General features: G+C 51.2%; 15 protein-coding genes and 7 pseudogenes. 15 read left to right on the top strand and 7 right to left on the bottom strand.

The genetic code is table 11. The features are described from left to right. Positions 1 to 155: 155 nt before the first annotated feature. Positions 156 to 818 carry a fructose-6-phosphate aldolase gene (gene fsa, locus CRI63_RS02115; RefSeq protein WP_135518352.1) on the bottom strand — a complete coding sequence of 221 codons (663 nt, stop codon included), beginning with the start codon at positions 816 to 818 and terminating at the stop codon, positions 156 to 158. A gap of 129 nt (positions 819 to 947) precedes the next feature. Here fsa and CRI63_RS02120 point away from each other — a divergent pair, with 129 nt between their 5' ends. The 4 genes and pseudogenes from CRI63_RS02120 to CRI63_RS02135 all read left to right on the top strand — a co-directional run bounded on the left by CRI63_RS02120 (position 948) and on the right by CRI63_RS02135 (position 6,657). Then, a complete protein-coding gene (locus tag CRI63_RS02120) occupies positions 948 to 1,847 on the top strand; it encodes a glycyl-radical enzyme activating protein (protein WP_135518354.1) in 900 nt (299 codons plus the stop codon). 5 nt (positions 1,848 to 1,852) lie between these two features. Beyond that, positions 1,853 to 4,285, top strand: coding sequence for a glycyl radical protein (locus CRI63_RS02125; protein WP_135518356.1), 2,433 nt, complete (start codon positions 1,853 to 1,855; stop codon positions 4,283 to 4,285). A gap of 144 nt (positions 4,286 to 4,429) precedes the next feature. Next, positions 4,430 to 5,245: a sugar-phosphatase YbiV gene (gene ybiV, locus CRI63_RS02130; protein WP_135405751.1), complete on the top strand. Its 816-nt coding sequence runs from the start codon at positions 4,430 to 4,432 to the stop codon at positions 5,243 to 5,245. 151 nt (positions 5,246 to 5,396) lie between these two features. After that, positions 5,397 to 6,657: pseudogene (locus tag CRI63_RS02135) on the top strand (DUF1479 domain-containing protein). A gap of 221 nt (positions 6,658 to 6,878) precedes the next feature. Here CRI63_RS02135 and CRI63_RS02140 read toward each other — a convergent pair. Continuing rightward, positions 6,879 to 8,471 (bottom strand): ABC-F family ATPase, encoded by a 1,593-nt coding sequence (locus CRI63_RS02140; protein ID WP_130205149.1) that lies wholly within the window; start codon positions 8,469 to 8,471, stop codon positions 6,879 to 6,881. Between the two features lie 218 nt (positions 8,472 to 8,689). Between CRI63_RS02140 and ldtB the strand changes: the two genes are divergently transcribed. Beyond that, on the top strand, positions 8,690 to 9,610 hold the full coding sequence (gene ldtB / locus CRI63_RS02145) for a L,D-transpeptidase (RefSeq protein ID WP_001056379.1): 921 nt from the start codon (positions 8,690 to 8,692) through the stop codon (positions 9,608 to 9,610). A gap of 57 nt (positions 9,611 to 9,667) precedes the next feature. On the opposite strand, the pseudogene CRI63_RS02150 reads toward ldtB, so the two are convergent. Both CRI63_RS02150 and mntR read right to left on the bottom strand, forming a co-directional pair. Continuing rightward, positions 9,668 to 10,787, bottom strand: a pseudogene (locus CRI63_RS02150) (anion transporter). Beyond that, positions 10,784 to 11,252, bottom strand: a pseudogene (gene mntR / locus CRI63_RS02155) (manganese-binding transcriptional regulator MntR). Before mntR ends, CRI63_RS02150 begins: the two co-directional pseudogenes overlap by 4 nt. Positions 11,253 to 11,438: 186 nt before the next feature. On the opposite strand from mntR, the gene mntS reads away from it, so the two are divergent. Together mntS and opgE are read left to right on the top strand one after the other, a co-directional pair. Next, positions 11,439 to 11,567, top strand: a complete 129-nt coding sequence (gene mntS / locus CRI63_RS02160) for a manganase accumulation protein MntS (protein WP_001001761.1) — start codon at positions 11,439 to 11,441, stop codon at positions 11,565 to 11,567. A 270-nt stretch (positions 11,568 to 11,837) separates the two neighbouring features. Next, entirely contained in the window at positions 11,838 to 13,421 is a 1,584-nt protein-coding gene (gene opgE / locus CRI63_RS02165; protein ID WP_135518358.1) for a phosphoethanolamine transferase, read from the top strand. Between the two features lie 48 nt (positions 13,422 to 13,469). Here the strand turns inward: opgE and ompX are convergent. After that, positions 13,470 to 13,977 (bottom strand): annotated as a pseudogene (gene ompX / locus CRI63_RS02170) (outer membrane protein OmpX). 62 nt (positions 13,978 to 14,039) lie between these two features. Beyond that, complete coding sequence (locus CRI63_RS02175) at positions 14,040 to 14,105, bottom strand: protein YliM (protein ID WP_120795379.1); 66 nt, start codon at positions 14,103 to 14,105, stop codon at positions 14,040 to 14,042. 233 nt (positions 14,106 to 14,338) lie between these two features. Here CRI63_RS02175 and rhtA point away from each other — a divergent pair. From rhtA to ybiO, 6 genes and pseudogenes are all read left to right on the top strand, one after another. Next, positions 14,339 to 15,227, top strand: a pseudogene (gene rhtA / locus CRI63_RS02180) (threonine/homoserine exporter RhtA). Between the two features lie 298 nt (positions 15,228 to 15,525). Continuing rightward, positions 15,526 to 16,029, top strand: coding sequence for a DNA starvation/stationary phase protection protein Dps (gene dps, locus CRI63_RS02185; RefSeq protein WP_064530112.1), 504 nt, complete (start codon positions 15,526 to 15,528; stop codon positions 16,027 to 16,029). Between the two features lie 403 nt (positions 16,030 to 16,432). Further along, positions 16,433 to 17,180 (top strand): annotated as a pseudogene (gene glnH / locus CRI63_RS02195) (glutamine ABC transporter substrate-binding protein GlnH). Positions 17,181 to 17,287: 107 nt separating this feature from the next. Beyond that, positions 17,288 to 17,947, top strand: coding sequence for a glutamine ABC transporter permease GlnP (glnP, locus tag CRI63_RS02200; RefSeq protein ID WP_061090926.1), 660 nt, complete (start codon positions 17,288 to 17,290; stop codon positions 17,945 to 17,947). Beyond that, positions 17,944 to 18,666 (top strand): glutamine ABC transporter ATP-binding protein GlnQ, encoded by a 723-nt coding sequence (gene glnQ, locus CRI63_RS02205; protein ID WP_032302757.1) that lies wholly within the window; start codon positions 17,944 to 17,946, stop codon positions 18,664 to 18,666. Before glnP ends, glnQ begins: the two co-directional genes overlap by 4 nt. 260 nt (positions 18,667 to 18,926) lie before the next feature. Beyond that, positions 18,927 to 21,152, top strand: coding sequence for a mechanosensitive channel protein (gene ybiO / locus CRI63_RS02210; RefSeq protein WP_135518360.1), 2,226 nt, complete (start codon positions 18,927 to 18,929; stop codon positions 21,150 to 21,152). Here the strand turns inward: ybiO and rlmF are convergent. After that, positions 21,149 to 22,075 carry a 23S rRNA (adenine(1618)-N(6))-methyltransferase RlmF gene (rlmF, locus tag CRI63_RS02215; protein WP_001275941.1) on the bottom strand — a complete coding sequence of 309 codons (927 nt, stop codon included), beginning with the start codon at positions 22,073 to 22,075 and terminating at the stop codon, positions 21,149 to 21,151. The two genes, ybiO and rlmF, sit on opposite strands and share 4 nt — an antisense overlap. Before the next feature lie 275 nt (positions 22,076 to 22,350). On the opposite strand from rlmF, the gene mcbA reads away from it, so the two are divergent. Beyond that, the gene (gene mcbA / locus CRI63_RS02220) at positions 22,351 to 22,611 is read left to right on the top strand and encodes a DUF1471 family periplasmic protein McbA (RefSeq protein WP_010347475.1); all 261 of its coding nucleotides are present in this window, start codon (positions 22,351 to 22,353) and stop codon (positions 22,609 to 22,611) included. A gap of 264 nt (positions 22,612 to 22,875) precedes the next feature. Further along, positions 22,876 to 25,160, top strand: a pseudogene (locus CRI63_RS02225) (catecholate siderophore receptor Fiu). Positions 25,161 to 25,325: the final 165 nt, after the last annotated feature.

Consider the following 25,325-nt stretch of genomic DNA (forward strand, 5'->3'; position numbering starts at 1 on the left):
CGGCGCATCAGGCATTTGATCCAGACGCCAGATGCGGCGTGAACGCCTTATCTGGCCTACGGTTCGGGCGCTGATTTCCAGGTCTGATAAGACGCGGCAGGCATCGGCGCATTCTGCCACGTCATCAGCAATTTATGAGGATGACAAGCGCCCGGTTAAATCGACGTTCTGCCAAACGCCCCCTGCCAGTCCTGCTCAAACTTCGCCACAGCGGCATCAACTGTCGGATAGCTAATCATCTGTTGCGCGACATCCAGCGGCAGTGTGATTGACTCACATCCTGCCAGTAAGCAGTCCAGCGCCTGACGCGGGGTTTTGAAACTGGCTGCCAGCACTTTCGCCTGTGGCGCATGCATTTTCAGTAACTGGTGTAAGTCAGTCACCGTCTGAATACCACTTCCGCCCTGAGCATCAATTCGGTTGACGTAAGGCGCAACATACTCTGCCCCCGCCAGCGCCGACAGCAGCCCTTGCGCCGCGCCATACACCGCCGTACCCAGCGTCGGAATCCCTTCCGCTTTTAATAGCTTAATCGCTGCCAGCCCCTCGGCAGTCACAGGTACTTTAACCACGATATCCGCAATAATAGAACGCAGTTTACGGGCATCGTTCACCATACCTTCAGCAGTAGTAGACATGACCTGGGCAAACAAACGCCCCTGTCCGCCCATCGCCTCATGTAACTCAGGAAGTAAAACTTCCAGAGGCTTCTTACCTGCCGCCACAATACTTGGGTTAGTGGTCACACCCGCCAACGGAAAAACACGAGCCAGCGTCTTCACTGCGGCGACGTCTGAAGTATCCAGATACAGTTCCATAGTCATCCTCTAAATCTACTTTTGTATGAAATCAGACTATCACGAAAAAACTCTCTGAACAGTTGATGCACATCAATCTAACTTTCATTCGAAAGTATTTTAATGTTTGAACGAAAAAGAGGGACATCTATGATTTTCAACATTCAGCGCTATTCGACCCACGACGGTCCCGGTATCCGCACGGTAGTTTTCCTTAAGGGGTGCTCGCTGGGCTGCCGCTGGTGTCAGAACCCGGAAAGCCGCGCCCGCACGCAGGACCTGCTATATGACGCGCGTCTGTGCCTGGAAGGCTGCGAACTATGCTCAAAGACCGCGCCGGAAGTGATTGAGCGCGCGCTGAATGGTTTACTCATTCACAGGGAAAAGTTAACGCCTGAACATCTGACGGTGCTGACCGACTGCTGTCCGGCTCAGGCATTAACCGTGTGTGGTGAAGCGAAAAGCGTTGAGGAGATCATGGCGACCGTTCTGCGCGATAAACCGTTTTACGATCGCAGCGGCGGCGGCTTAACGCTTTCTGGTGGTGAGCCGTTTATGCAGCCGGAAATGGCGACGGCGCTGCTGCAAGCCAGCCACGAAGCCGGTATTCACACTGCGGTAGAAACCTGTCTGCATGTGCCGTGGAAATACATCGCCCCTTCTTTGCCGTATATCGATCTGTTTCTTGCCGATTTAAAACACGTTGCCGACGTGCCGTTTAAACAGTGGACCGACGGTAATGCCGCGAGAGTACTGGATAATCTGAAAAAACTCGCGGCGGCGGGCAAAAAAATCATCATTCGCGTGCCGCTGATTCAGGGCTTTAATGCCGATGAAGCCAGTGTGAAAGCCATTACTGATTTTGCCGCCAGTGAACTGCACATTAACGAAATCCATTTCCTGCCCTACCACACGCTGGGCATCAACAAATATCACTTACTTAATCTGCCCTATGACGCCCCGGAAAAACCGCTTGATGCGCCAGAACTGCTCGACTTTGCCCAGCAGTATGCCTGCCAGAAAGGGTTAACCGCGACCTTACGAGGATAACAATCATGACAACACTGAAACTGGACACGCTCAGCGACCGCATTAAAGCGCACAAAAATGCGCTGGTGCATATTGTGAAACCGCCGGTCTGTACCGAGCGCGCACAGCACTATACTGAGATGTATCAACAACATCTCGACAAGCCAATCCCGGTACGTCGCGCGCTGGCGCTGGCGCACCACCTGGCTAATCGCACCATCTGGATCAAACACGATGAGTTAATCATCGGCAACCAGGCCAGTGAAGTCCGTGCCGCGCCGATCTTCCCGGAATATACCGTCTCCTGGATCGAAAAAGAGATTGATGATCTGGCGGATCGTCCGGGTGCTGGTTTTGCGGTGAGCGAAGAGAACAAACGTGTTCTGCATGAAGTGTGCCCGTGGTGGCGCGGTCAGACCGTACAGGATCGCTGCTATGGCATGTTTACCGATGAGCAAAAAGGCCTGCTGGCGACCGGCATCATCAAAGCGGAGGGCAATATGACCTCCGGCGATGCGCACCTGGCGGTCAATTTCCCGCTGCTGCTGGAAAAAGGGCTTGATGGTCTGCGCGAGAAAGTGGCAGAGCGTCGCTCGCGTATCAACCTGACAGTGCTGGAAGATTTGCACGGCGAGCAGTTCCTGAAAGCGATTGATATCGTACTGGTGGCAGTCAGTGAACACATTGAACGTTTCGCTGCCCTGGCGCGTGAAATGGCCGCCACCGAATCTCGCGAAAGTCGTCGTGATGAACTGCTGGCGATGGCAGAAAACTGCGACATCATCGCCCACCAGCCGCCACAGACTTTCTGGCAGGCGCTGCAACTGTGTTACTTCATCCAGTTGATTTTGCAGATCGAATCTAACGGTCACTCGGTGTCGTTTGGTCGTATGGATCAGTATCTCTATCCGTACTATCGCCGCGACGTTGAACTCAACCAGACGCTGGATCGCGAACACGCTATCGAGATGCTGCATAGCTGCTGGCTGAAACTGCTGGAAGTGAACAAGATCCGCTCCGGCTCGCACTCAAAAGCCTCTGCGGGAAGTCCGCTGTATCAGAACGTCACCATTGGCGGGCAAAATCTGGTTGATGGTCAGCCGATGGACGCGGTGAATCCACTCTCTTACGCGATCCTCGAATCTTGCGGTCGCCTGCGTTCGACTCAGCCTAACCTCAGCGTGCGCTATCATGCGGGAATGAGCAACGATTTCCTCGATGCCTGTGTGCAGGTGATCCGCTGCGGCTTCGGGATGCCGGCGTTCAACAACGACGAAATCGTCATCCCGGAATTTATTAAACTCGGTATTGAACCGCAGGACGCTTACGACTACGCAGCGATTGGTTGTATCGAAACCGCAGTCGGCGGTAAATGGGGCTATCGCTGCACCGGCATGAGCTTTATCAACTTCGCCCGCGTAATGCTGGCGGCGCTGGAAGGCGGTCGTGATGCCACCAGCGGCAAAGTGTTCCTGCCACAAGAAAAAGCGTTGTCAGCGGGTAACTTCAACAACTTCGATGAAGTCATGGACGCATGGGATACGCAAATCCGTTACTACACCCGCAAATCAATCGAAATCGAATATGTGGTCGACACCATGCTGGAAGAGAACGTGCACGATATTCTCTGCTCGGCGCTGGTGGATGACTGTATTGAGCGAGCGAAAAGTATCAAGCAAGGCGGCGCGAAATATGACTGGGTATCTGGCTTACAGGTCGGAATTGCTAACCTCGGCAACAGCCTGGCGGCAGTGAAGAAACTGGTATTTGAACAGGGCACGATTGGTCAGCAACAACTGGCTGCCGCACTGGCGGAAGACTTCGACGGTCTGACTCACGAGCAGTTGCGTCAGCGTCTGATTAACGGCGCGCCGAAGTACGGCAATGATGACGATACTGTCGATACGCTGCTGGCTCGTGCTTATCAGACCTATATCGACGAACTGAAGCAGTACCATAACCCACGCTACGGTCGTGGCCCGATCGGCGGCAATTATTACGCAGGTACATCATCTATTTCCGCCAACGTACCATTCGGCGCACAGACCATGGCAACGCCGGACGGGCGTAAAGCGCATACCCCGCTGGCAGAAGGCGCAAGCCCGGCCTCCGGTACCGACCATCTCGGCCCAACGGCGGTCATTGGCTCGGTGGGTAAACTGCCTACCGCAGCGATTCTCGGCGGTGTGTTGCTCAACCAGAAACTGAACCCGGCGACGCTGGAGAACGAATCTGACAAGCAGAAACTGATGATCCTGCTGCGCACCTTCTTCGAAGTACATAAAGGCTGGCACATTCAGTACAACATCGTTTCCCGCGAAACATTGCTGGAAGCGAAAAAACATCCGGATCAATACCGCGATCTGGTGGTGCGTGTCGCGGGCTATTCCGCCTTCTTCACCGCGCTCTCTCCAGACGCACAGGACGATATCATCGCCCGTACCGAACATATGCTGTAACTCTTCCGCCCGGCGGCCACCGTCGCCGGGCCATATCATTCACGCTATCAATTTCTCGCTCAATTACATTCGAAATAAATTTGTGCCCTGCGTCACATTGTTATTACACTGTGGCGGTTTGCATTCATTGCCAGGAGCACTTCTATGAGCGTAAAAGTTATCGTCACAGACATGGACGGTACTTTTCTAAACGACGCCAAAACGTACAATCATGAGCGTTTTATGGCGCAGTATCAGGAACTGAAAAAGCGCGATATTGAGTTCGTTGTCGCCAGCGGTAACCAATATTACCAGCTCATTTCCTTCTTCCCTGAGCTAAAAGATGAAATCTCTTTTGTTGCAGAAAACGGCGCTCTGGTTTACGAACACGGCAAGCAGCTTTTTCACGGCGAACTGACCCGACATGAATCGCGGATTGTTATTGGCGAGTTATTGAAAGATAAACAACTGAATTTTGTTGCCTGCGGTCTGCAAAGTGCATACATCAGTGAAAATGCCCCGGAATCATTCGTTGCATTGATGGCAAAACACTACCATCGCCTGAAACCTGTAAAGGATTACCAGGACATTGACGACGTACTGTTCAAGTTTTCTCTGAACCTGCCGGATGAACAGATCCCACAGGTGATAGACAAACTGCACATTGCACTCGACGGCATTATGAAACCGGTGACCAGTGGTTTTGGGTTTATTGACCTGATTATACCTGGCCTGCATAAAGCGAACGGTATTTCACGGTTGATAAAACGCTGGGATTTGTCGCCGCAAAATGTAGTGGCCATTGGTGACAGCGGTAACGACGCCGAAATGTTAAAAATGGCGCATTACTCTTTTGCAATGGGCAATGCTGCTGAAAGTATTAAACAAATCGCTCATTACGCTACGGATGACAATAATCATGAAGGCGCGCTGAATGTAATTCAGGCGGTGCTGGATAACATCGCTCCTTTCAATAGTTGATTTTCCCCCGGGCCGGAGTGACCACTTCGGCCTCTCGCCTTTTTGCTCGCTTTGTGCGGTGACTCAAGATCTTTATCTTGCGTTAACTTATTTTTAACTTAAAGTATCAATCGTAATCATTTTACTTTCGAACGAAAGATGAGAGGTTGATATGACTTTTTCCTGTGAGACGCTGCCCACAGATGCGAAAGCGGCTATCCGAGAAATGAAAGCTGCGCTGCGGGAACAGCTCGGTGATGTACAACAGGTTTTCGATACACTCTCTGACAAAAATCGAAACGCGTGTTGCTGAAATCGATGCCCTAAAAGCGCAAGGGTTGCCGGTTTGGCCAGAAGTTTCTTATAGCGATATTGCCGCAGGTACAGTAAGCGATACCACTCGCAATGAAATTAAACGTCGCGGCTGTGCAGTAATAAAAGGTCATTTCCCTCGCGAGCAGGCGCTGGCGTGGGATCATGCCATGCTCGATTATCTCGATATCAATCATTTTGATGATGTTTATAAAGGCCCTGGCGACAGTTTTTTCGGCTCACTGGAGGCTTCTCGTCCCGAAATCTATCCCATTTACTGGTCACAAGCACAAATGCAAGCGCGGCAGAGCGAAAATATGGCTGCTGTGCAATCTTTCCTGAACCGCCTGTGGAAGGCTGAAAGCAACGGCAAACAGTGGTTTGATCCTGATATCAGTGTGATTTACCCGGACAGGATCCGTCGTCGTCCTCCAGGTACTACATCTAAAGGCCTGGGCGCACATACCGATTCTGGTGCGCTGGAACGGTGGTTATTACCCGCTTATCAGCGCGTTTTTGCCAATGTGTTCAATGGTAATTTCGATGATTACGATCCCTGGGATGCTGCACACCGGACCGATGTCGAAGAGTACACGGTGGATAACACGACCAAATGTTCAGTGTTCCGCACGTTTCAAGGCTGGACTGCGCTCTCTGATATGTTATCGGGTCAGGGATTGTTGCATGTGGTGCCTATCCCGGAAGCGATGGCGTATGTTTTATTGCGCCCGCTGCTGGATGACGTACCGGACGATGAACTGTGCGGGGTTGCACCTGGCAAAGTTCTGCCCATTTCAGAGAAATGGCATCCGCTACTGATTAAAGCGCTGACATCCATTCCCGCGATAACAGCAGGGGATTCCGTCTGGTGGCACTGCGATGTGATTCACTCCGTCGCGCCAGTAGACAATCAACAGGGTTGGGGCAACGTGATGTATATCCCTGCTGCGCCAATGTGCGAGAAAAATCGGGCTTATGCACACAAAGTCAAAATGGCGCTGGAAAAAGGCGCATCACCGGGCGACTTCCCGCGGGAAGATTATGAAGCAAACTGGGAAGACCGCTTTACGCTGGATGATCTGAACATTCACGGTAAGCGCGCACTGGGCATGGACGTGTAAGAGTGGATGGATTATTGGAAGTGAGGTTAAGGAAGTAGGTTCGATGTTGCTCAGATTGCTGACAAAGTGCGCTTTGTTCATGCCGGATGCGGCCTACAAAGTCTTGCAGATTCAATATATTGCATGGACTGCGTAGGCCTGATAAGCGTAGCGCATCAGGCAATCTTGCGTTTGTCCTCAGCCGCCGTCACCCCGACTGTATCGGGGTGACGGGCAATAACTTACTCGATCCCTCTGCTACGCAGATAATCTTCGTAATTACCGCTAAAGTCGATCACGCGTTCCGGGGTGATTTCCAGAATGCGGGTCGCCAGTGAACTTACAAACTCACGGTCGTGAGAAACAAAGATCAGCGTCCCCTGATACAGTTCCAGCGCCATGTTCAGTGACTCGATGGATTCCATATCCAGGTGGTTGGTCGGTTCGTCCATGATCAGAATGTTCGGCTTCTGCATCATTAACTTACCAAACAGCATCCGCCCTTTTTCTCCACCGGAAAGCACTTTCGCTGGCTTTTTGATGTCGTCCTGGCTGAACAGCAAACGACCTAGAATGCTGCGTACCGCCTGCTCATCATCGCCTTCCTGCTTCCACTGACTCATCCATTCGAACACGGTCAGATCATTTTCGAACTCATATTCGTGGTCCTGGGCATAGTAACCAATGCGCGCGTTCTCAGACCATTTTACAGTGCCGCTGTCCGGTTGCAGATCGCCCACCAGCGTTTTCAACAGGGTCGATTTACCGACGCCGTTGGTACCCAGTACCGCCAGTTTTTCACCGACTTCCAGCAGCAGGTTGAGATTTTTAAACAGCGGACCGTTATCAAAACCTTTAGTCAGACCTTCCACTTCCAGCGCATTACGGAACAGTTTCTTATCCTGTTCAAAACGAATGAACGGGTTCTGACGACTGGAGGCTTTTACCTCTTCCAGTTTGATTTTATCAATCTGACGCGCGCGCGATGTCGCCTGGCGAGATTTCGAGGCGTTGGCGCTAAAGCGGCTAACGAAGGATTGCAGCTCAGCAATCTGCGCTTTCTTCTTGGCATTATCAGCCAGCAGACGTTCACGCGCCTGGGTCGCGGCCGTCATGTACTCATCGTAGTTGCCCGGATAAACGCGCAGTTCGCCGTAGTCCAGATCCGCCATGTGGGTACAAACCATGTTGAGGAAGTGACGGTCGTGCGAAATGATGATCATGGTACTGTCACGCTCGTTCAGCACCTGCTCCAGCCAGCGAATGGTGTCGATGTCCAGGTTGTTGGTCGGTTCGTCGAGCAGGAGAATGTCCGGATCTGCAAACAGCGCCTGCGCCAGCAGCACACGCAGCTTCCAGCCAGGAGCAACTTCACTCATCGGGCCGTAGTGTTGTTCCAGTGGAATACCGACGCCAAGCAACAATTCCCCCGCACGCGATTCTGCAGAGTAACCGTCCATTTCGCCGTATTTCACTTCCAGATCGGCCACTTTGTAGCCATCTTCTTCGCTCATTTCCGGCAAAGCATAGATGCGGTCGCGCTCTTGCTTCACTTCCCACAACTCTTTATGCCCCATGATCACCGTATCCAGCACGGTGTACTCTTCAAAGGCAAATTGATCCTGGCGCAGCTTACCAATGCGCTCATTCGGATCGAGGGAAACGTTGCCCAGCGTCGGCTCAAGGTCGCCGCCGAGGATTTTCATAAAGGTGGATTTACCACTACCGTTCGCGCCAATCAGGCCGTAACGGTTGCCGCCGCCAAATTTGACGGAAATGTTTTCAAACAACGGCTTACTGCCGAACTGCATGGTGACGTTACTGGAAACTAACACAGGCGTATCCTGAAAAGAGATATGACAAACCGCGTATTATGCCATAAGTCTGAAAGAAGATCCCGTCCCCCGCTTAAGGTCTACACTCTTCCCAAAGGCAAAAAATGTGATTTAGTACACATCTGATTTCACTGTTAGCTGGAATGAACATATAATGCGCTTCCAATACTCTAATATTCTCAACCTAATGGCCTGCCAGGCACTAAATCTCGCTTAACATGAATATGAAATTGAAAACATTATTCGCAGCGGCCTTCGCTGTTGTCGGCTTTTGCAGTACCGCCTCTGCGGTAACTTATCCTCTGCCAACCGACGGGAGTCGCCTGGTTGGTCAGAATCAGGTGATCACAATCCCTGAAGGTAACACTCAGCCGCTGGAGTATTTTGCTGCCGAGTACCAGATGGGTCTTTCCAACATGATGGAAGCTAACCCTGGTGTGGATACCTTCCTGCCGAAAGGCGGCACCGTACTGAACATTCCACAGCAGTTGATCCTGCCAGATACCGTGCATGAAGGTATCGTGATTAACAGCGCAGAGATGCGTTTGTACTACTATCCGAAAGGGACCAACACCGTTATCGTGTTGCCGATCGGGATTGGTCAGTTAGGTAAAGATACACCTATCAACTGGACCACCAAAGTAGAGCGTAAGAAAGCTGGCCCGACCTGGACACCGACCGCAAAAATGCACGCCGAGTACCGCGCAGCAGGCGAACCGCTTCCGGCTGTCGTTCCGGCTGGCCCGGATAACCCGATGGGGCTGTATGCACTGTACATCGGTCGCCTGTACGCTATCCACGGCACCAACGCTAACTTCGGTATCGGCCTGCGCGTAAGCCACGGCTGTGTGCGTCTGCGTAACGAAGACATTAAATTCCTGTTCGAGAAAGTGCCAGTCGGTACTCGCGTGCAGTTTATTGATGAGCCGGTAAAAGCGACTACCGAGCCAGACGGCAGCCGTTATATTGAAGTCCATAACCCGCTGTCTACCACCGAAGCCCAGTTTGAAGGTCAGGAAATTGTACCGATTACTCTGACGAAGAGCGTGCAGACAGTGACTGGTCAGCCAGACGTTGACCAAGCTGTTCTTGATCAGGCTATTCAAAACCGTTCCGGGATGCCGGTTCGTCTGAATTAATCGTTAAAACTTAAGCAAAAGGCGGAGTGATAATCCGCCTTTTTAATTTGCCCGACCTTACCCCGCCGGGATCATAACCAACAAAACATATCCCACCAGCGCCGCCCACAACAGCATCGGTATTGAATAGAGATGGAAACGCCACCAGATACGGCGATCGTTCGCCATCCGTAGCGCAATCAAATTTGCCAGCGATCCGGGTAATAAACCAAAGCCACCTATGTTTACCGCCCATGCCAGTAGTAAAGACGGTGGCACATAATTGAGCAGCAAAATCGTGCTCGGCACGTTACTGATGACCTGCGATAAACCAATCGCCGTCAGCCATAATCCAGGTTCAGATAAATGACTCACGTTGCTCAACACGCCCTGTAATACCGGAAGTTGGGTCAGTAAATGGACGTCGATAAACATCGCCATAAACACCAGCAGCAACGTCCAGTCCACGCTCAGCACCACGCGACGCGCCAGCAGCGCAAAGCCCGCCGCCACAATCACCAGCCCCCACACGCTCTTGTTTCAACTCCAGCGCCATAAGGAAGACGATATACAGCCCCAGACAACTCCACACCAGCCGAGGCTTCCACTCCGGCATCTGCGAACCAGTATGGTATTGCAGCGCCTTTCCAGGGAAACAACACCAACACAGCAGCAGTAGTGTCAGCATCATCGCACCAGCCAGCGGGGCCATTTGGGCAATAAAACCGACAAACGAAAGATCAGAGCGTCCCCAGATTAGGATATTTTGCGGATTGCCAATCGGCGTCAGCAACGATCCGGCATTCACCGCCAACGCCTCGAAAATAATCAGCCGATTAACCGGGATCTCACACAGTCTTTTTAGCGTGATGGTCAGCGGAACAACAATAAACAGCGCGACGTCGTTGGTCAGAAATGTAGAAAGCAGCGCCGCTGCCAGCACCATAAACATCGCCAGTCGACGCTCAGTAGCAAAACGGCGCACCATTTTGCGCCCAAGCACATCAAAATAACCGCTTAACTCGACGCCTTTGGTCAGCAGCATCAGGCCACTTAAGGTGATGATGGTGTGCCAGTCAATAGCGGCAGGCCAGGACTTAGGTGTGAAAGGAACGAAAAAACTTAATCCGATGCCAACGAGAATTAATAACTGAAAAAAACGATCGCCTTGCAGCGTGCGTAAAAAAGGCAGACTCATTTGGCACCGTGTTTCTGGGTAAACAAACGAAAGGCGTCCAGCGTCTCTTCACTGACATGGTGCTCCATGCCTTCCGCGTCGCGACGGGCGATTTCCGGGCTAACGCCCAATACCAGCAAGAAGTTTTCAACTATCTGATGCCGCTCGCGGCTTTCCTGTGCCAGCTTCTCTCCTTCCGCCGTTAAAAACACGCCACGCCAGGGGATCATTTCAATCAATCCCATTGTTGCCAGGCGCTTAAGCATTTTAGCCACCGTAGGTTGAGAGACTCCCAGACGGGCGGCCATATCAACCTGGCGCGCTTCTCCCACCTCCATCATCAGGTCAGAAATCAGCTCAACGTAATCGTCGATAAGTTCACGGCGATGTGCCTCTCTGACCTGGCGGAATCCTTCAACGTGCTCTTCCACGTTCACTAACTGCGTCACTTTTTTTTGCTGTTGGCGTACCTGCGCGACGACTCATTGTGCTTCCTCATTATGGTGACACATACATAGCGTTCTCATTTCGTGCGCACATTGTAAACCAGAGTTGCGAAGGTACAAAAAATTAACGTTTTTAGCAATAGCTATATAATATAGCCTGTGCTATATCTGTATGTAATGCAATCATCCCTCATGGATCGACGGGATTAGCAAGTCAGGAGGTCTTATGAATGAGTTCAAGAGGTGTATGCGCGTGTTTAGTCACTCTCCCTTTAAAGTACGGTTAATGCTGCTCTCGATGTTGTGCGATATGGTCAACAACAAACCGCAGCAAGATAAACCTTCCGATAAATAGCGGCGTCGCGGTACGCCGCTTTACTCCTGCTTTATTGCAGGCATAGATTGTTCTGGATTGAAAAACCCCACTTTTTATCGGATTTGCTATTCTCTTCGCAAAAGATTTGTTCCTCAGTAGTTGACCTGAACGGCAGCTCGCTCTATCTTCTTGCAGCCCTGCGTATATTGCGGCTCGCAGATGCGGACCCTTCCCCCTCTTCACGCACTCTTGCAGGTATTGACCCTTGACGCCAGGGTAAGCACATGGCGTTTGTTACGATAGTGGCATATGAACTTAACCCTTAAAGAATCGCTTGTTTCCCGTAGCCGGGTTTTTAGCCCGTGGACTGCGTTCTACTTTTTACAGTCGCTATTGATTAACCTTGGTTTAGGTTATCCCTTTAGTTTTCTCTATACCGCCGCTTTTACTGCCGTTTTGCTTTTGTTATGGCGGATGTTGCCGCGTGTGCAAAAAACCTTAATAGGTGTCTGTTCGCTGGTGGCGGCCTGTTATTTTCCTTTTGCTCAGGCGTACGGTGCGCCTAACTTCAATACATTGCTGGCGCTGCATTCCACCAATATGGAAGAGTCGACCGAAATTCTTACGATCTTCCCGTGGTATAGCTATCTGGTCGGCTTATTTATTTTTGCGCTCGGCGTGATTGCGATCAGGCGGAAAAAAGAGGATGAAAAAGCACGCTGGAATAAATTCGACACCCTGTGTCTGGTATTCAGTGTGGCGACATTTTTTGTCGCTCCGGTTCAAAATCTCGCCTGGGGCGGCGTATTTAAACTGAAAGACACCGGTTATCCGGTATTTCGTTTTGCTAAGGATGTCATCGTCAATAATAACGAGGTGATTGAAGAGCAAGAACGGATGGCGAAACTTTCCGGGATGAAAGATACCTGGACAGTCACTGCGGTTAAACCAAAATATCACACTTATGTGGTGGTCATTGGCGAAAGCGCACGTCGCGATGCCCTCGGTGCCTTTGGTGGTCACTGGAACAATACCCCGTTTGCCAGCAGCGTTAACGGCCTGATTTTTTCTGATTATATTGCTGCCAGTGGCTCCACACAGAAATCTCTCGGATTAACGCTTAACCGCGTAGTCGATGGCAAGCCACAGTTTCAGGATAACTTTGTGACCCTGGCCAACCGAGCAGGATTCCAGACCTGGTGGTTTTCTAATCAGGGACAAATTGGCGAATACGATACGGCTATCGCCAGCATCGCTAAACGTGCAGATGAAGTGCACTTCCTGAAAAACGGTAATTTTGAAGCAGATAAGAACGCTAAAGACGAAGAACTACTGACAATGACCGCTCAGGTGTTGGCGGAAGAACACTCGCAGCCGCAACTGATTGTTTTGCATCTGATGGGTTCACATCCTCAGGCCTGTGACCGGACACAAGGCAAATACGAAACCTTTGTACAATCGAAGGAAACATCGTGCTATCTCTACACCATGACGCAAACGGACGATTTACTGCGCAAACTGTACGACCAGTTACGCAACAGCGGCAGCAGCTTCTCGCTGGTTTACTTTTCTGACCACGGTCTGGCCTTTAAAGAGCGCGGCAAAGACGTGCAATACCTTGCCCATGATGATAAGTATCAGCAAAATTTCCAGGTGCCTTTTATGGTCATTTCCAGCGACGATAAAGCGCATCGGGTGATTAAAGCCCGCCGCTCGGCCAATGACTTCTTAGGCTTTTTCTCGCAGTGGACGGGAATTAAAGCGAAGGAAATAAATATCAAATACCCGTTTATATCTGAGAAGAAAGCCGGGCCGATATACATCACCAATTTCCAGTTACAGAAGGTGGATTACAACCATCTCGGAACCGATATTTTCGACCCGAAACCTTAAAAACAAAAATCCGCCCCGAAGGGCGGATTTTTTATATCACCGAAGTGATTAGAAGCGGTAACCAACACCGGCAATCCAGGTGCCTACGTCAACGCTACGAATACGGCTCTGCTCGTAAGAGAAGTCCAGCGCAACGTTTTCGATTGGGTTGAACTGCAGACCTGCGCCGTAGGAGAAACCGTAGTCGCTGGTGTCGTGTTTATAGGTCGGGTAGTTGGTGTCCTGGAATTTACCGTAGCCCACACCTACAACACCGTAGATGCTCGCCCAGTCGTTGATGCGGTATGCCGGACCAGCGGTGATGCCGTAGTACTGGGTTTTGTTGTAATCGCCTGCACTGTTAGTACGACTTTTTTTCAGTGTAAGTGAAAGAACCGATCACACCCAGCGGGCTGTTGTCTTCTTCATAGCGGTATTTCAGGTTGAAACCGCCCATTTTGTTCATTTTGCCCTGAGCGTCGCTCTGAGCGTAACCGCCAGTTACGGTAGAAGTAGCAGCTACGGAAGTACCTGCGGTGAAAGCCAGAACTGCGGCCAGTGCTGAAAGACATGCAATTTTTTTTCATAACCACCTCAAATGTGATTCAAATAAGTCCTAAGCTTTAAATATATCAAAAATTAATGGGAAACTCTTCGCGATTTGTGATGTCTAACGGGCCATTTCATGTAACAGAACGTTTCCACATGCCGCTATCCATCTAAATTTAAATCATTTTTTCAGTGAACTGCGTAAGTATTACGCATATTTTCACTGCCGTTCATCCAGATTATTCCTAATCACCAAGCTGATGAATCAATCAATCCTGGCGCATTTTAGTCAAAACGGGGAAAATTTTTTCAACAAATGCTCAACCAGTTTTAGTTATATCCAGTACACTCCTCGCTTTACCTGACTATACAAATTTATGGGGGAACGGATGCCAGGGACATTACGTAAAATGCCGGTCTGGTTACCGATATTATTATTGCTCGTTGCCATGGCGTCTATTCAGGGCGGGGCCTCATTAGCAAAGTCGCTTTTTCCATTGGTTGGCGCGCCGGGCGTGACTGCACTGCGTCTGGCGCTGGGAACACTGATTCTTATCGCATTCTTTAAACCGTGGCGACTGCGGTTTGCCAAAGAACAGCGCTTGCCGCTGTTGTTTTACGGCATCTCACTGGGTGGAATGAACTATCTTTTTTATCTTGCTATTCAGACCGTACCACTTGGGATTGCGGTGGCGCTGGAGTTCACCGGGCCACTGGCAGTGGCGCTGTTCTCTTCTCGTCGCCCCGTAGACTTTGTTTGGGTTGTGCTGGTGGTACTCGGCCTGTGGTTCCTGCTGCCGCTGGGGCAGGATGTTTCGCATGTCGACCTAACCGGCTGTGCGCTGGCGCTCGGTGCCGGTGCTTGTTGGGCTATCTACATATTAAGTGGGCAACGCGCCGGTGCGGAACACGGCCCGGCGACGGTGGCTATCGGTTCGCTGATTGCAGCGCTTATTTTCGTGCCGATTGGCGCATTCCAGGCTGGAGAGGCGCTCTGGCACTGGTCGGTTGTTCCATTGGGTCTGGCTGTCGCTATCCTCTCTACCGCTCTGCCCTATTCGCTTGAGATGATTGCCCCTCACCCGTCTGCCGACCCGGACATTTGGTACGCTAATGAGTATGGAACCAGCACTGGCTGCCGTTTCCGGAATGATTTTCCTCGGTGAGACATTGGCGCCAATACAACTGCTGGCCCTCGGCGCGATTATTGCCGCCTCAATGGGCTCAACGCTGACAGCGCGCAAAGAGACTAAAATTAAAGAATTAGATATTAATTAAACCTATCTTTCTGCATGGTTATGCATAACCATGCAGAATATTACACGACTCTTCATCCCTTCCTTTTTTATATATCTTGTTATCCCAAAACCTATTCTCTGTGAATAGTTCGCGTAAAAAAGAAAATAAGAATCGTCTCCAGCAATATACATAACTATGTGAATTTATATAGTTTTTATTTTTCACGCTTGTTACCGCTATTAGTGTGATAGGGACAGCCAGAATAGCAGAACACCAGGGCGGTGCTATACTTAGTCTCGTTAATTACTGGGACATAACATCAAGAGGATATGAAATTATGAGTACCGCTAAATTAGTCAAAGCAAAAGCGACCAATCTGCTTTATACCCGCAACGATGTCTCTGACAGCGAGAAGAAAGCGACAGTTGAGTTGCTGAATCGCCAGGTTATCCAGTTTATTGATCTCTCTTTGATTACCAAACAAGCGCACTGGAACATGCGCGGCGCTAACTTCATTGCCGTACATGAGATGCTGGATGGTTTCCGTACCGCACTGACCGATCACCTGGATACTATGGCAGAGCGCGCGGTGCAGCTAGGCGGCGTTGCCCTTGGTACCACTCAAGTTATTAACAGCAAAACCCCGCTGAAAAGCTACCCGCTGGACATCCACAGCGTTCAGGATCACCTGAAAGAGCTGGCTGACCGTTACGCGATTGTTGCCAACGACGTGCGCAAAGCGATTGGCGAAGCGAAAGATGACGACACCGCAGATATCCTGACCGCCGCTTCCCGCGACCTGGATAAATTCTTGTGGTTTATCGAATCTAATATCGAATAAATCCATCGCAGATGGTGCAAAACTTAAGTAAGCGATAAAGGCGGCTTCCTGACAGGAGGCCGTTTTGCATTGCTGCCCGCCTCTACGCACTTTTTTTAGTGCAACTCATCGTCTTTCCCGCCTGTCAAAGTAAAACATTTGTATCAACAACATCACACAATCGTTACATAAAGATTGTTTTTTCATCAGAATTTACGCTAAATAACCTATGTGTTGAGTGCACTATTTTGCGCACCACTTTGGCGCCCCAATATGGTGCAGACCGGAGATGTTGCCCCATAAATTGTGCAACCCGTTTTAACTGCTCCTATAAAAATCAAAGAGTTGTAAAACTGGCACGATTTTTTCATATACGTAAATGTCACGCAGGGGATCGTCCCGTGGATAGAAAAAAGGAAATGCTATGAAGTCTGTATTAAAAGTTTCACTGGCTGCACTGACCCTGGCTTTTGCGGTTTCTTCTCATGCCGCGGATAAAAAAACTGGTTGTGGCGACGGATACCGCCTTCGTTCCGTTTGAATTTAAACAGGGCGACAAATACGTTGGTTTTGATGTGGATCTGTGGGCTGCTATCGCCAAAGAACTGAAGCTGGATTACGAACTGAAACCAATGGATTTCAGCGGCATCATCCCAGCACTGCAAACCAAAAACATCGATCTGGCGCTGGCGGGCATTACCATTACCGACGAGCGTAAAAAAGCGATCGATTTCTCTGACGGCTACTACAAAAGCGGCCTGTTAGTGATGGTGAAAGCCAACAATAACGATGTGAAAAGCGTGAAAGATCTCGACGGTAAAGTGGTTGCTGTGAAAAGCGGCACCGGCTCCGTTGATTACGCAAAAGCGAACATCAAAACTAAAGATCTGCGTCAGTTCCCGAACATCGATAACGCCTATATGGAACTGGGTACCAACCGCGCAGACGCCGTCCTGCACGACACACCAAACATTCTGTACTTCATCAAAACCGCCGGGAACGGTCAGTTCAAAGCGGTAGGTGACTCTCTGGAAGCACAGCAATACGGTATTGCGTTCCCGAAAGGTAGCGACGAGCTGCGTGACAAAATCAACGGCGCGTTGAAAACCCTGCGCGAGAACGGCACATACAACGAAATCTACAAAAAATGGTTCGGTACTGAACCGAAATAATGATTGCCTTTAATTTATGGCCCGGTGGCCTTTTGCATACCGGGCCAGCGTTTCGCCCCGCCAGCCTTCTGGCTCGGGTATTTACACCACGGTAACAGGAACAACATATGCAGTTTGACTGGAGTGCCATCTGGCCTGCCATTCCGCTTCTGATTGAAGGCGCCAAAATGACCCTGTGGATTTCGGTCCTCGGTCTGGCTGGCGGCCTGGTTATCGGACTGGCGGCAGGTTTTGCACGCACCTTCGGTGGTTGGATAGCCAACCACGTCGCGCTGGTCTTTATTGAAGTGATCCGCGGCACACCTATCGTCGTCCAGGTGATGTTTATCTACTTCGCCCTGCCGATGGCGTTTAACGACTTACGCATCGACCCGTTTACTGCGGCGGTGGTCACCATCATGATCAACTCCGGCGCGTACATTGCAGAAATCACGCGTGGTGCGGTGCTGTCAATCCACAAAGGTTTTCGTGAAGCAGGACTGGCGCTCGGCCTTTCACGTTGGGAAACCATTCGCTACGTGATTTTACCGCTGGCACTGCGCCGCATGCTGCCGCCGCTGGGTAACCAGTGGATCATCAGCATTAAAGATACATCGCTGTTTATTGTTATCGGCGTGGCGGAACTGACCCGTCAGGGGCAAGAAATTATTGCCGGTAACTTCCGCGCCCTTGAGATCTGGAGCGCCGTGGCGGTGTTCTATCTGATTATTACCCTGGTGCTGAGCTTTATTCTGCGTCGTCTGGAAAGAAGGATGAAAATCCTGTGATTGAATTTAAAAACGTCTCCAAGCACTTTGGCCCAACCCAGGTGCTGCACAATATCGATTTGAATATTGCCCAGGGCGAAGTCGTGGTGATTATCGGGCCGTCCGGTTCCGGTAAATCGACCCTGCTGCGCTGCATCAACAAACTGGAAGAAATCACCTCCGGCGATCTGATTGTAGATGGTCTGAAGGTTAACGATCCGAAAGTTGACGAGCGCCTGATTCGCCAGGAAGCGGGTATGGTGTTCCAGCAGTTTTACCTTTTCCCGCATCTGACGGCGCTGGAAAACGTCATGTTTGGTCCGCTACGCGTGCGTGGCGCGAACAAAGAAGAGGCGGAAAAACTGGCACGTGAACTGCTGGCGAAAGTCGGTCTGGCGGAACGCGCCCATCACTACCCTTCCGAACTTTCTGGTGGTCAGCAGCAGCGTGTAGCGATTGCCCGCGCGCTGGCGGTGAAACCGAAAATGATGCTGTTTGATGAACCGACTTCCGCTCTTGACCCGGAATTGCGCCATGAAGTGCTGAAGGTTATGCAGGATCTGGCTGAAGAAGGGATGACGATGGTGATCGTGACCCACGAAATCGGTTTTGCCGAGAAAGTGGCTTCGCGCCTGATCTTTATCGACAAAGGCCGGATTGCGGAAGATGGCGATCCGCAGGCGTTGATCAAGAATCCGCCGAGCCAGCGCTTGCAGGAATTTTTACAGCACGTCTCTTAATAAGACACATTGCCTGATGCGCTACGCTTATCAGGCCTACAGGATATATGGCAACTTATTAAAATTGCATGAACGTGTAGGACGGATAAGGCGTTCACGCCGCATCCGGCAAAAAAGCCCGCACGTTGTCAGCAACCTGCTTAATATCCCTTCCTCCCTTTCACCCGAAAGGGAGGCACACCAGATTCCTCTCATTTAAAATCGCCCCTCCCCCAGCATCTATACTTATCTTTTTGCTCTGTTTTCTCACTGGAGGAGTCATGCGGTGGATCCTGTTCATCCTCTTCTGCCTGCTGGGCGCACCTGCCCACGCGGTATCCATACCCGGCGTTACAACCTCAACGACAACGGACTCAACGACTGAACCGGCCCCGGAACCGGATATCGAACAAAAAAAAGCGGCCTATGGCGCACTGGCGGATGTACTGGATAATGACACCTCGCGTAAAGAGTTGATCGACCAGTTGCGCACCGTCGCCGCTACGCCCCCTGCGGAACCCGTACCGAAGATCGTGCCGCCGACGCTGGTTGAAGAGCAAACCGTGCTGCAAAAGGTCACCGAAGTCAGCCGCCATTATGGTGAAGCCCTTTCCGCCCGCTTCGGGCAACTTTATCGCAATATCACCGGCTCCCCGCATAAGCCATTTAATCCACAAACCTTCAGCAATGCGCTGAGCCATTTTTCGATGTTAGCGGTATTAGTGTTTGGTTTTTACTGGCTGATTCGCCTGTGCGCACTGCCGCTGTATCGCAAAATGGGTCAGTGGGCGCGGCAAAAAAATCGTGAGCGCAGTAACTGGTTACAGCTTCCGGCGATGATTATCGGGGCGTTTATTATCGACCTGCTGTTACTGGCGCTGACATTATTTGTCGGTCAGGTTTTAAGCGACAACCTGAATGCGGGCAGTCGCACCATCGCTTTCCAACAAAGTTTGTTTCTCAACGCCTTTGCCCTGATTGAATTTTTCAAAGCTGTACTACGCCTGATTTTTTGCCCAAACGTGGCGGAGCTGCGCCCGTTCACGATTCAGGACGAGAGCGCCCGTTACTGGAGCCGTCGCCTGAGCTGGTTAAGCAGCCTGATTGGCTATGGCCTGATTGTGGCCGTGCCGATTATCTCTAATCAGGTGAATGTACAGATAGGTGCGCTGGCGAACGTCATCATTATGCTGTGTATGACCGTCTGGGCGTTGTACCTGATCTTTCGTAATAAAAAAGAGATTACCCAACATTTGCTCAACTTTGCGGAGCATTCGCTGGCCTTTTTCAGCCTGTTTATCCGCGCCTTTGCGCTGGTGTGGCACTGGCTGGCAAGCGCCTATTTTATCGTGCTGTTTTTCTTTTCGTTGTTCGATCCGGGCAACAGCCTGAAATTTATGATGGGTGCAACGGTGCGCAGCCTGGCGATTATTGGTATCGCAGCGTTTGTTTCCGGTATGTTTTCCCGCTGGCTGGCGAAAACCATCACCCTCTCGCCACATACTCAGCGTAACTATCCGGAGCTGCAAAAACGGCTGAATGGCTGGCTTTCGGCGGCACTGAAAACGGCGCGTATTCTGACAGTCTGCGTGGCGGTAATGTTGCTGTTGAGCGCATGGGGATTGTTCGATTTCTGGAACTGGCTGCAAAACGGCGCGGGGCAGAAAACCGTAGATATCCTGATCCGTATCGCACTCATTCTTTTCTTCTCGGCGGTTGGCTGGACGGTGCTCGCCAGTTTGATCGAAAACCGGCTGGCTTCGGATATTCATGGTCGCCCGCTACCCAGCGCCCGTACGCGTACCCTGCTGACGCTGTTTCGTAACGCGCTGGCGGTGATTATCAGTACCATCACCATCATGATTGTGTTGTCGGAAATCGGCGTCAATATCGCGCCATTGCTGGCAGGTGCCGGGGCATTAGGTCTGGCTATCTCGTTTGGTTCGCAAACGCTGGTGAAAGATATTATCACCGGGGTATTTATTCAGTTTGAAAACGGCATGAACACTGGAGATTTGGTGACCATCGGGCCGTTGACCGGCACAGTGGAACGGATGTCGATTCGCTCCGTGGGCGTGCGCCAGGATACCGGGGCGTATCACATCATTCCGTGGTCTTCGATTACCACTTTTGCTAACTTCGTCCGCGGCATTGGTTCGGTGGTGGCAAATTACGATGTTGATCGCCATGAAGATGCTGATAAAGCCAATCAGGCACTGAAAGATGCGGTAGCGGAATTGATGGAAAACGAAGAAATTCGCGGGCTGGTTATTGGTGAACCGAACTTTGCCGGGATTGTCGGCTTAAGCAATACCGCGTTTACACTGCGTGTCTCGTTCACCACGCTGCCACTCAAACAGTGGACGGTCCGCTTTGCCCTCGACAGCCAGGTGAAAAAGCATTTCGACCTGGCGGGTGTTCGCGCGCCGGTGCAGACTTATCAGGTGCTGCCAGCTCCGGGCGCGGCCCCGGCAGAACCGCTGCCACCGGGGGAGCCAACGCTTTAACGCTGGCGATTGACAAAACGGCGGCGCTGCTCGTCGTTCATAAAGGTCCAGGCAATAAAGCGACTCTGCTTTTGCCCCTGGGCCATCTCTTTTTTTACCACCTTCACCGCGCCCACGTCCGTCAGAGCACGATACAACGGCGGTAAGTTTTCACCACGAGATACCAGCGAGGTAAACCACATCACCTGCTTCGCGAAGCCTTTGCTCTCTTCAATCATCTTTTTGATAAAGGCGACTTCACCGCCTTCACACCACAACTCCTGTTGCTGACCACCAAAGTTCAGTGCATCGTCTTTGTTCAGCCCCAGGTTACGGCGTTTACGCTCACTACCTGCCCGTGCCGCAGCGGCGGAATCGTGGAATGGCGGGTTACACAAGGTCGCGTCGTATTGCTCGTTTTTATGGATGATGCCGTTAAAAATCGCCCCACTCTCTTTTTGCCGACGCAGACGAATGGCGCGGTTAAGCCCCGGATTAGCACTGATGATCGCCTGCGCACTGCTTAACGCCTGGCTACTGGTTTCGCTGCCGGTAAAACGCCAGCCATATTCATGTACGCCAATCAGCGGGTAAATACAGTTCGCACCAACGCCGATATCCAGAATGCTGGCATTAGCTGGAATTGTTCCGCTTGCTTCTGCCAGTAAATCGGCAAGGTGATGAATATAATCCGCCCGGCCCGGTACTGGCGGGCAGAGAAAACCGTCCGGAATATCCCAGTTCGCTACGGCGTAAAAATGGGCCAGCAACGCCTTATTGAGCGCCTTCACCGCCAGCGGATTGGCAAAGTCTACGCTTTGCTCCCCGGCGGGTGTAAGCGTGAGGAATTGCCTGAGTTCAGGATTCACCTGACAAAGCGTGGCGAGATCGTAGCGGCTGTGATGACGGTTGCGCGGATGCAACCCCGGTTTCTGGGCGGACATAGCATTCTCCTTTAAGCAGCGGCGTAAGATACCCGCATAACGCGACAGGGTAAATATCTGGCTGCGTTTATCGTTTCGAAAGACCTTAACATGACTATGGCTTATAGCAATTCACCATAAAAATCAGCATCATGCATGTCATTGATTTGTCTTGTTTTGTAAAAATATATCGTTCAAAAAATAAGCACATCTCTGTCAATTTTTTGCGTCATTTGCATCGCACAGGCGACCTACACTTATCAGGCACTACTCGTTGTATTTCTGAGGATGTCATTATGAAAAAGTGCCTCGCACTACTGATTGCCACCGTCCTGAGCGGAATCACCTTCACGGCTTATGCCGCGCAGCCTCTGAGTAACCAGGACAGCGGTCAGCTACGGCCCGCCGGTACCGTTTCGGCAACTGGCGCATCAAACCTAAGCGATCTGGAGGATAAACTGGCAGAAAAAGCGCGCGAACAAGGCGCGAAAGGTTATGTCATTAATTCCGCGGGCGGAAATGACCAGATGTTCGGTACTGCAACCATCTACAAATAACCCCACCAACGTAACTGCATTCGCCTCTGGATGCAGTTTTCGCCTGTTTTGTAATCAAAAAACATCAAATATGAACGCAATGTAAATAAATGTATTTCTTTTTCGCGCAATGGGTGATAGAAAATCGCGCTAAGTGATAATGCTTATCAAAATTATTATCACTTTCACGAACACTATTACGGGATTAACAGTGGCATCGCATCCGCAGAGATGCTTTCTCGTGACAGTGAAAACTTAAACATATAAGAAAAAGTCACCTGCTAAATGGAAAACAATCGCAATTTCCCTGCCAGACAATTTCATTCGCTCACGTTCTTTGCCGGTCTTTGTATTGGCATCACGCCTGTGGCACAGGTACTCGCCGCCGAAGGACAAACTAACGCGGATGACACGCTGGTTGTCGAAGCATCAACGCCTTCGCTTTATGCGCCACAACAATCTGCCGATCCGAAATTCTCGCGTCCGGTAGCGGATACGACCCGCACGATGACGGTGATTTCTGAACAAGTGATTAAAGATCAGGGCGCGACCAACCTTACCGACGCGCTCAAAAAACGTCCCCGGCGTAGGTGCATTTTTTGCTGGTGAGAACGGTAACTCCACCACTGGCGACGCCATTTATATGCGCGGTGCCGATACCTCTAACAGTATTTATATTGATGGCATTCGCGATATCGGCAGCGTCTCGCGCGACACCTTCAATACTGAGCAGGTCGAAGTGATTAAAGGTCCGTCCGGCACCGACTACGGGCGCAGCGCGCCGACGGGCTCGATCAATATGATCAGCAAGCAGCCGCGCAATGATTCCGGCATTGACGCCTCCGCCAGTATTGGCAGCGCCTGGTTCCGCCGCGGCACGCTGGACGTCAATCAGGTGATTGGCGATACCTCCGCGGTGCGTCTGAATGTGATGGGCGAAAAAAACGCACGATGCCGGACGCGACAAAGTCAAAAATGAGCGTTACGGCGTCGCCCCTTCCGTAGCTTTTGGCCTTGGCACAGCGAATCGTTTGTATCTTAATTATCTGCATGTCACCCAGCACAACACGCCAGACGGCGGCATTCCGACCATCGGTTTGCCGGGCTATTCTGCACCATCTGCGGGAACGGCGGCACTGAATCATTCCGGAAAAGTTGATACGCATAACTTTTATGGCACGGATTCCGATTACGACGATTCGACCACCGATACCGCCACCATGCGTTTTGAGCACGACATCAACGATAACACCACCATTCGCAATACGACCCGATGGTCGCGCGTGAAGCAGGATTACCTGATGACGGCGATTATGGGCGGGACGTCGAATATTACCCAGCCTACCAGCGATGTGAATAGTTGGACCTGGTCACGTACGGCGAACACCAAAGATGTGAGTAATAAAATTCTCACCAACCAGACCAACCTGACTACCACGTTTTATACCGGCTCTATCGGTCATGATGTTAGTACTGGCGTGGAATTTACCCGTGAAACGCAGACCAACTACGGCGTTAATCCGCTGACGTTACCGGCGGTGAATATTTATCATCCTGACAGCAGCATTCATCCCGGCGGCCTGACGCGCAACGGCGCAAACGCCAATGGTCAGACGGATACCTTCGCAATTTATGCCTTCGATACGCTGCAAATCACCCGTGATTTTGAGCTGAACGGCGGGATCCGCCTGGATAATTATCATACTGAATATGACAGTGCCACCGCCTGCGGCGGCAGTGGACGCGGCGCAGTCACCTGCCCTGCTGGCGTGGCAAACGGTTCTCCGGTCACCACCGTCGACACTGCCAAGTCGGGCAATCTGGTGAACTGGAAAGCCGGGGCGCTGTATCACCTGACGGAAAACGGCAATGTCTATATTAACTATGCCGTTTCCCAGCAGCCGCCGGGCGGCAACAACTTCGCCCTTGCGCAGTCTGGCAGCGGTAACAGCGCCAGCCGCACCGACTTTAAACCGCAAAAAGCCAACACCAGTGAGATTGGCACCAAATGGCAGGTGCTGGATAAACGCCTGTTGCTTACCGCCGCGCTGTTCCGTACTGATATCGAAAATGAAGTTGAGCAAAACGATGACGGGACTTACTCACAATACGGTAAGAAACGCGTCGAAGGCTATGAGATATCCGTGGCCGGGAATATCACGCCCGCGTGGCAGGTGATTGGCGGCTACACCCAGCAAAAAGCGACCATAAAAAATGGCGCGGATGTGGCTCAGGATGGTTCATCATCACTGCCATATACGCCGGAGCACGCCTTTACCTTATGGAGCCAATATCAGGCAACCGATGATATTTCCGTTGGAGCGGGCGCGCGTTACATCGGCAGTATGCATAAAGGTTCAGACGGCGCAGTGGGAACGCCAGCGTTTACCGAAGGTTATTGGGTCGCCGATGCCAAACTGGGATATCGGGTTAATCGCAATCTCGACTTCCAGCTAAACGTCTACAACCTGTTTGATACCGATTACGTCGCCTCAATCAACAAGAGCGGCTACCGTTACCACCCGGGCGAACCAAGAACGTTCCTGCTCACCGCCAATATGCATTTCTGATTCAGATGTGGGGCGCAAGGCTCACTAATGTTGATGGCGAGAACAGGTCTGCCTGATGCGCTGCGCTTATCAGGCCTACAAGGTTGTGCAATGCATTGAATTCACATCATTTGGTAGGCCAGATAAGGCGTTCACGCCGCATCCGGCATCTGAACACCGTTGCCT

The organism is Escherichia sp. E2661 (assembly GCF_004745185.1).
Classification (GTDB): domain Bacteria; phylum Pseudomonadota; class Gammaproteobacteria; order Enterobacterales; family Enterobacteriaceae; genus Escherichia.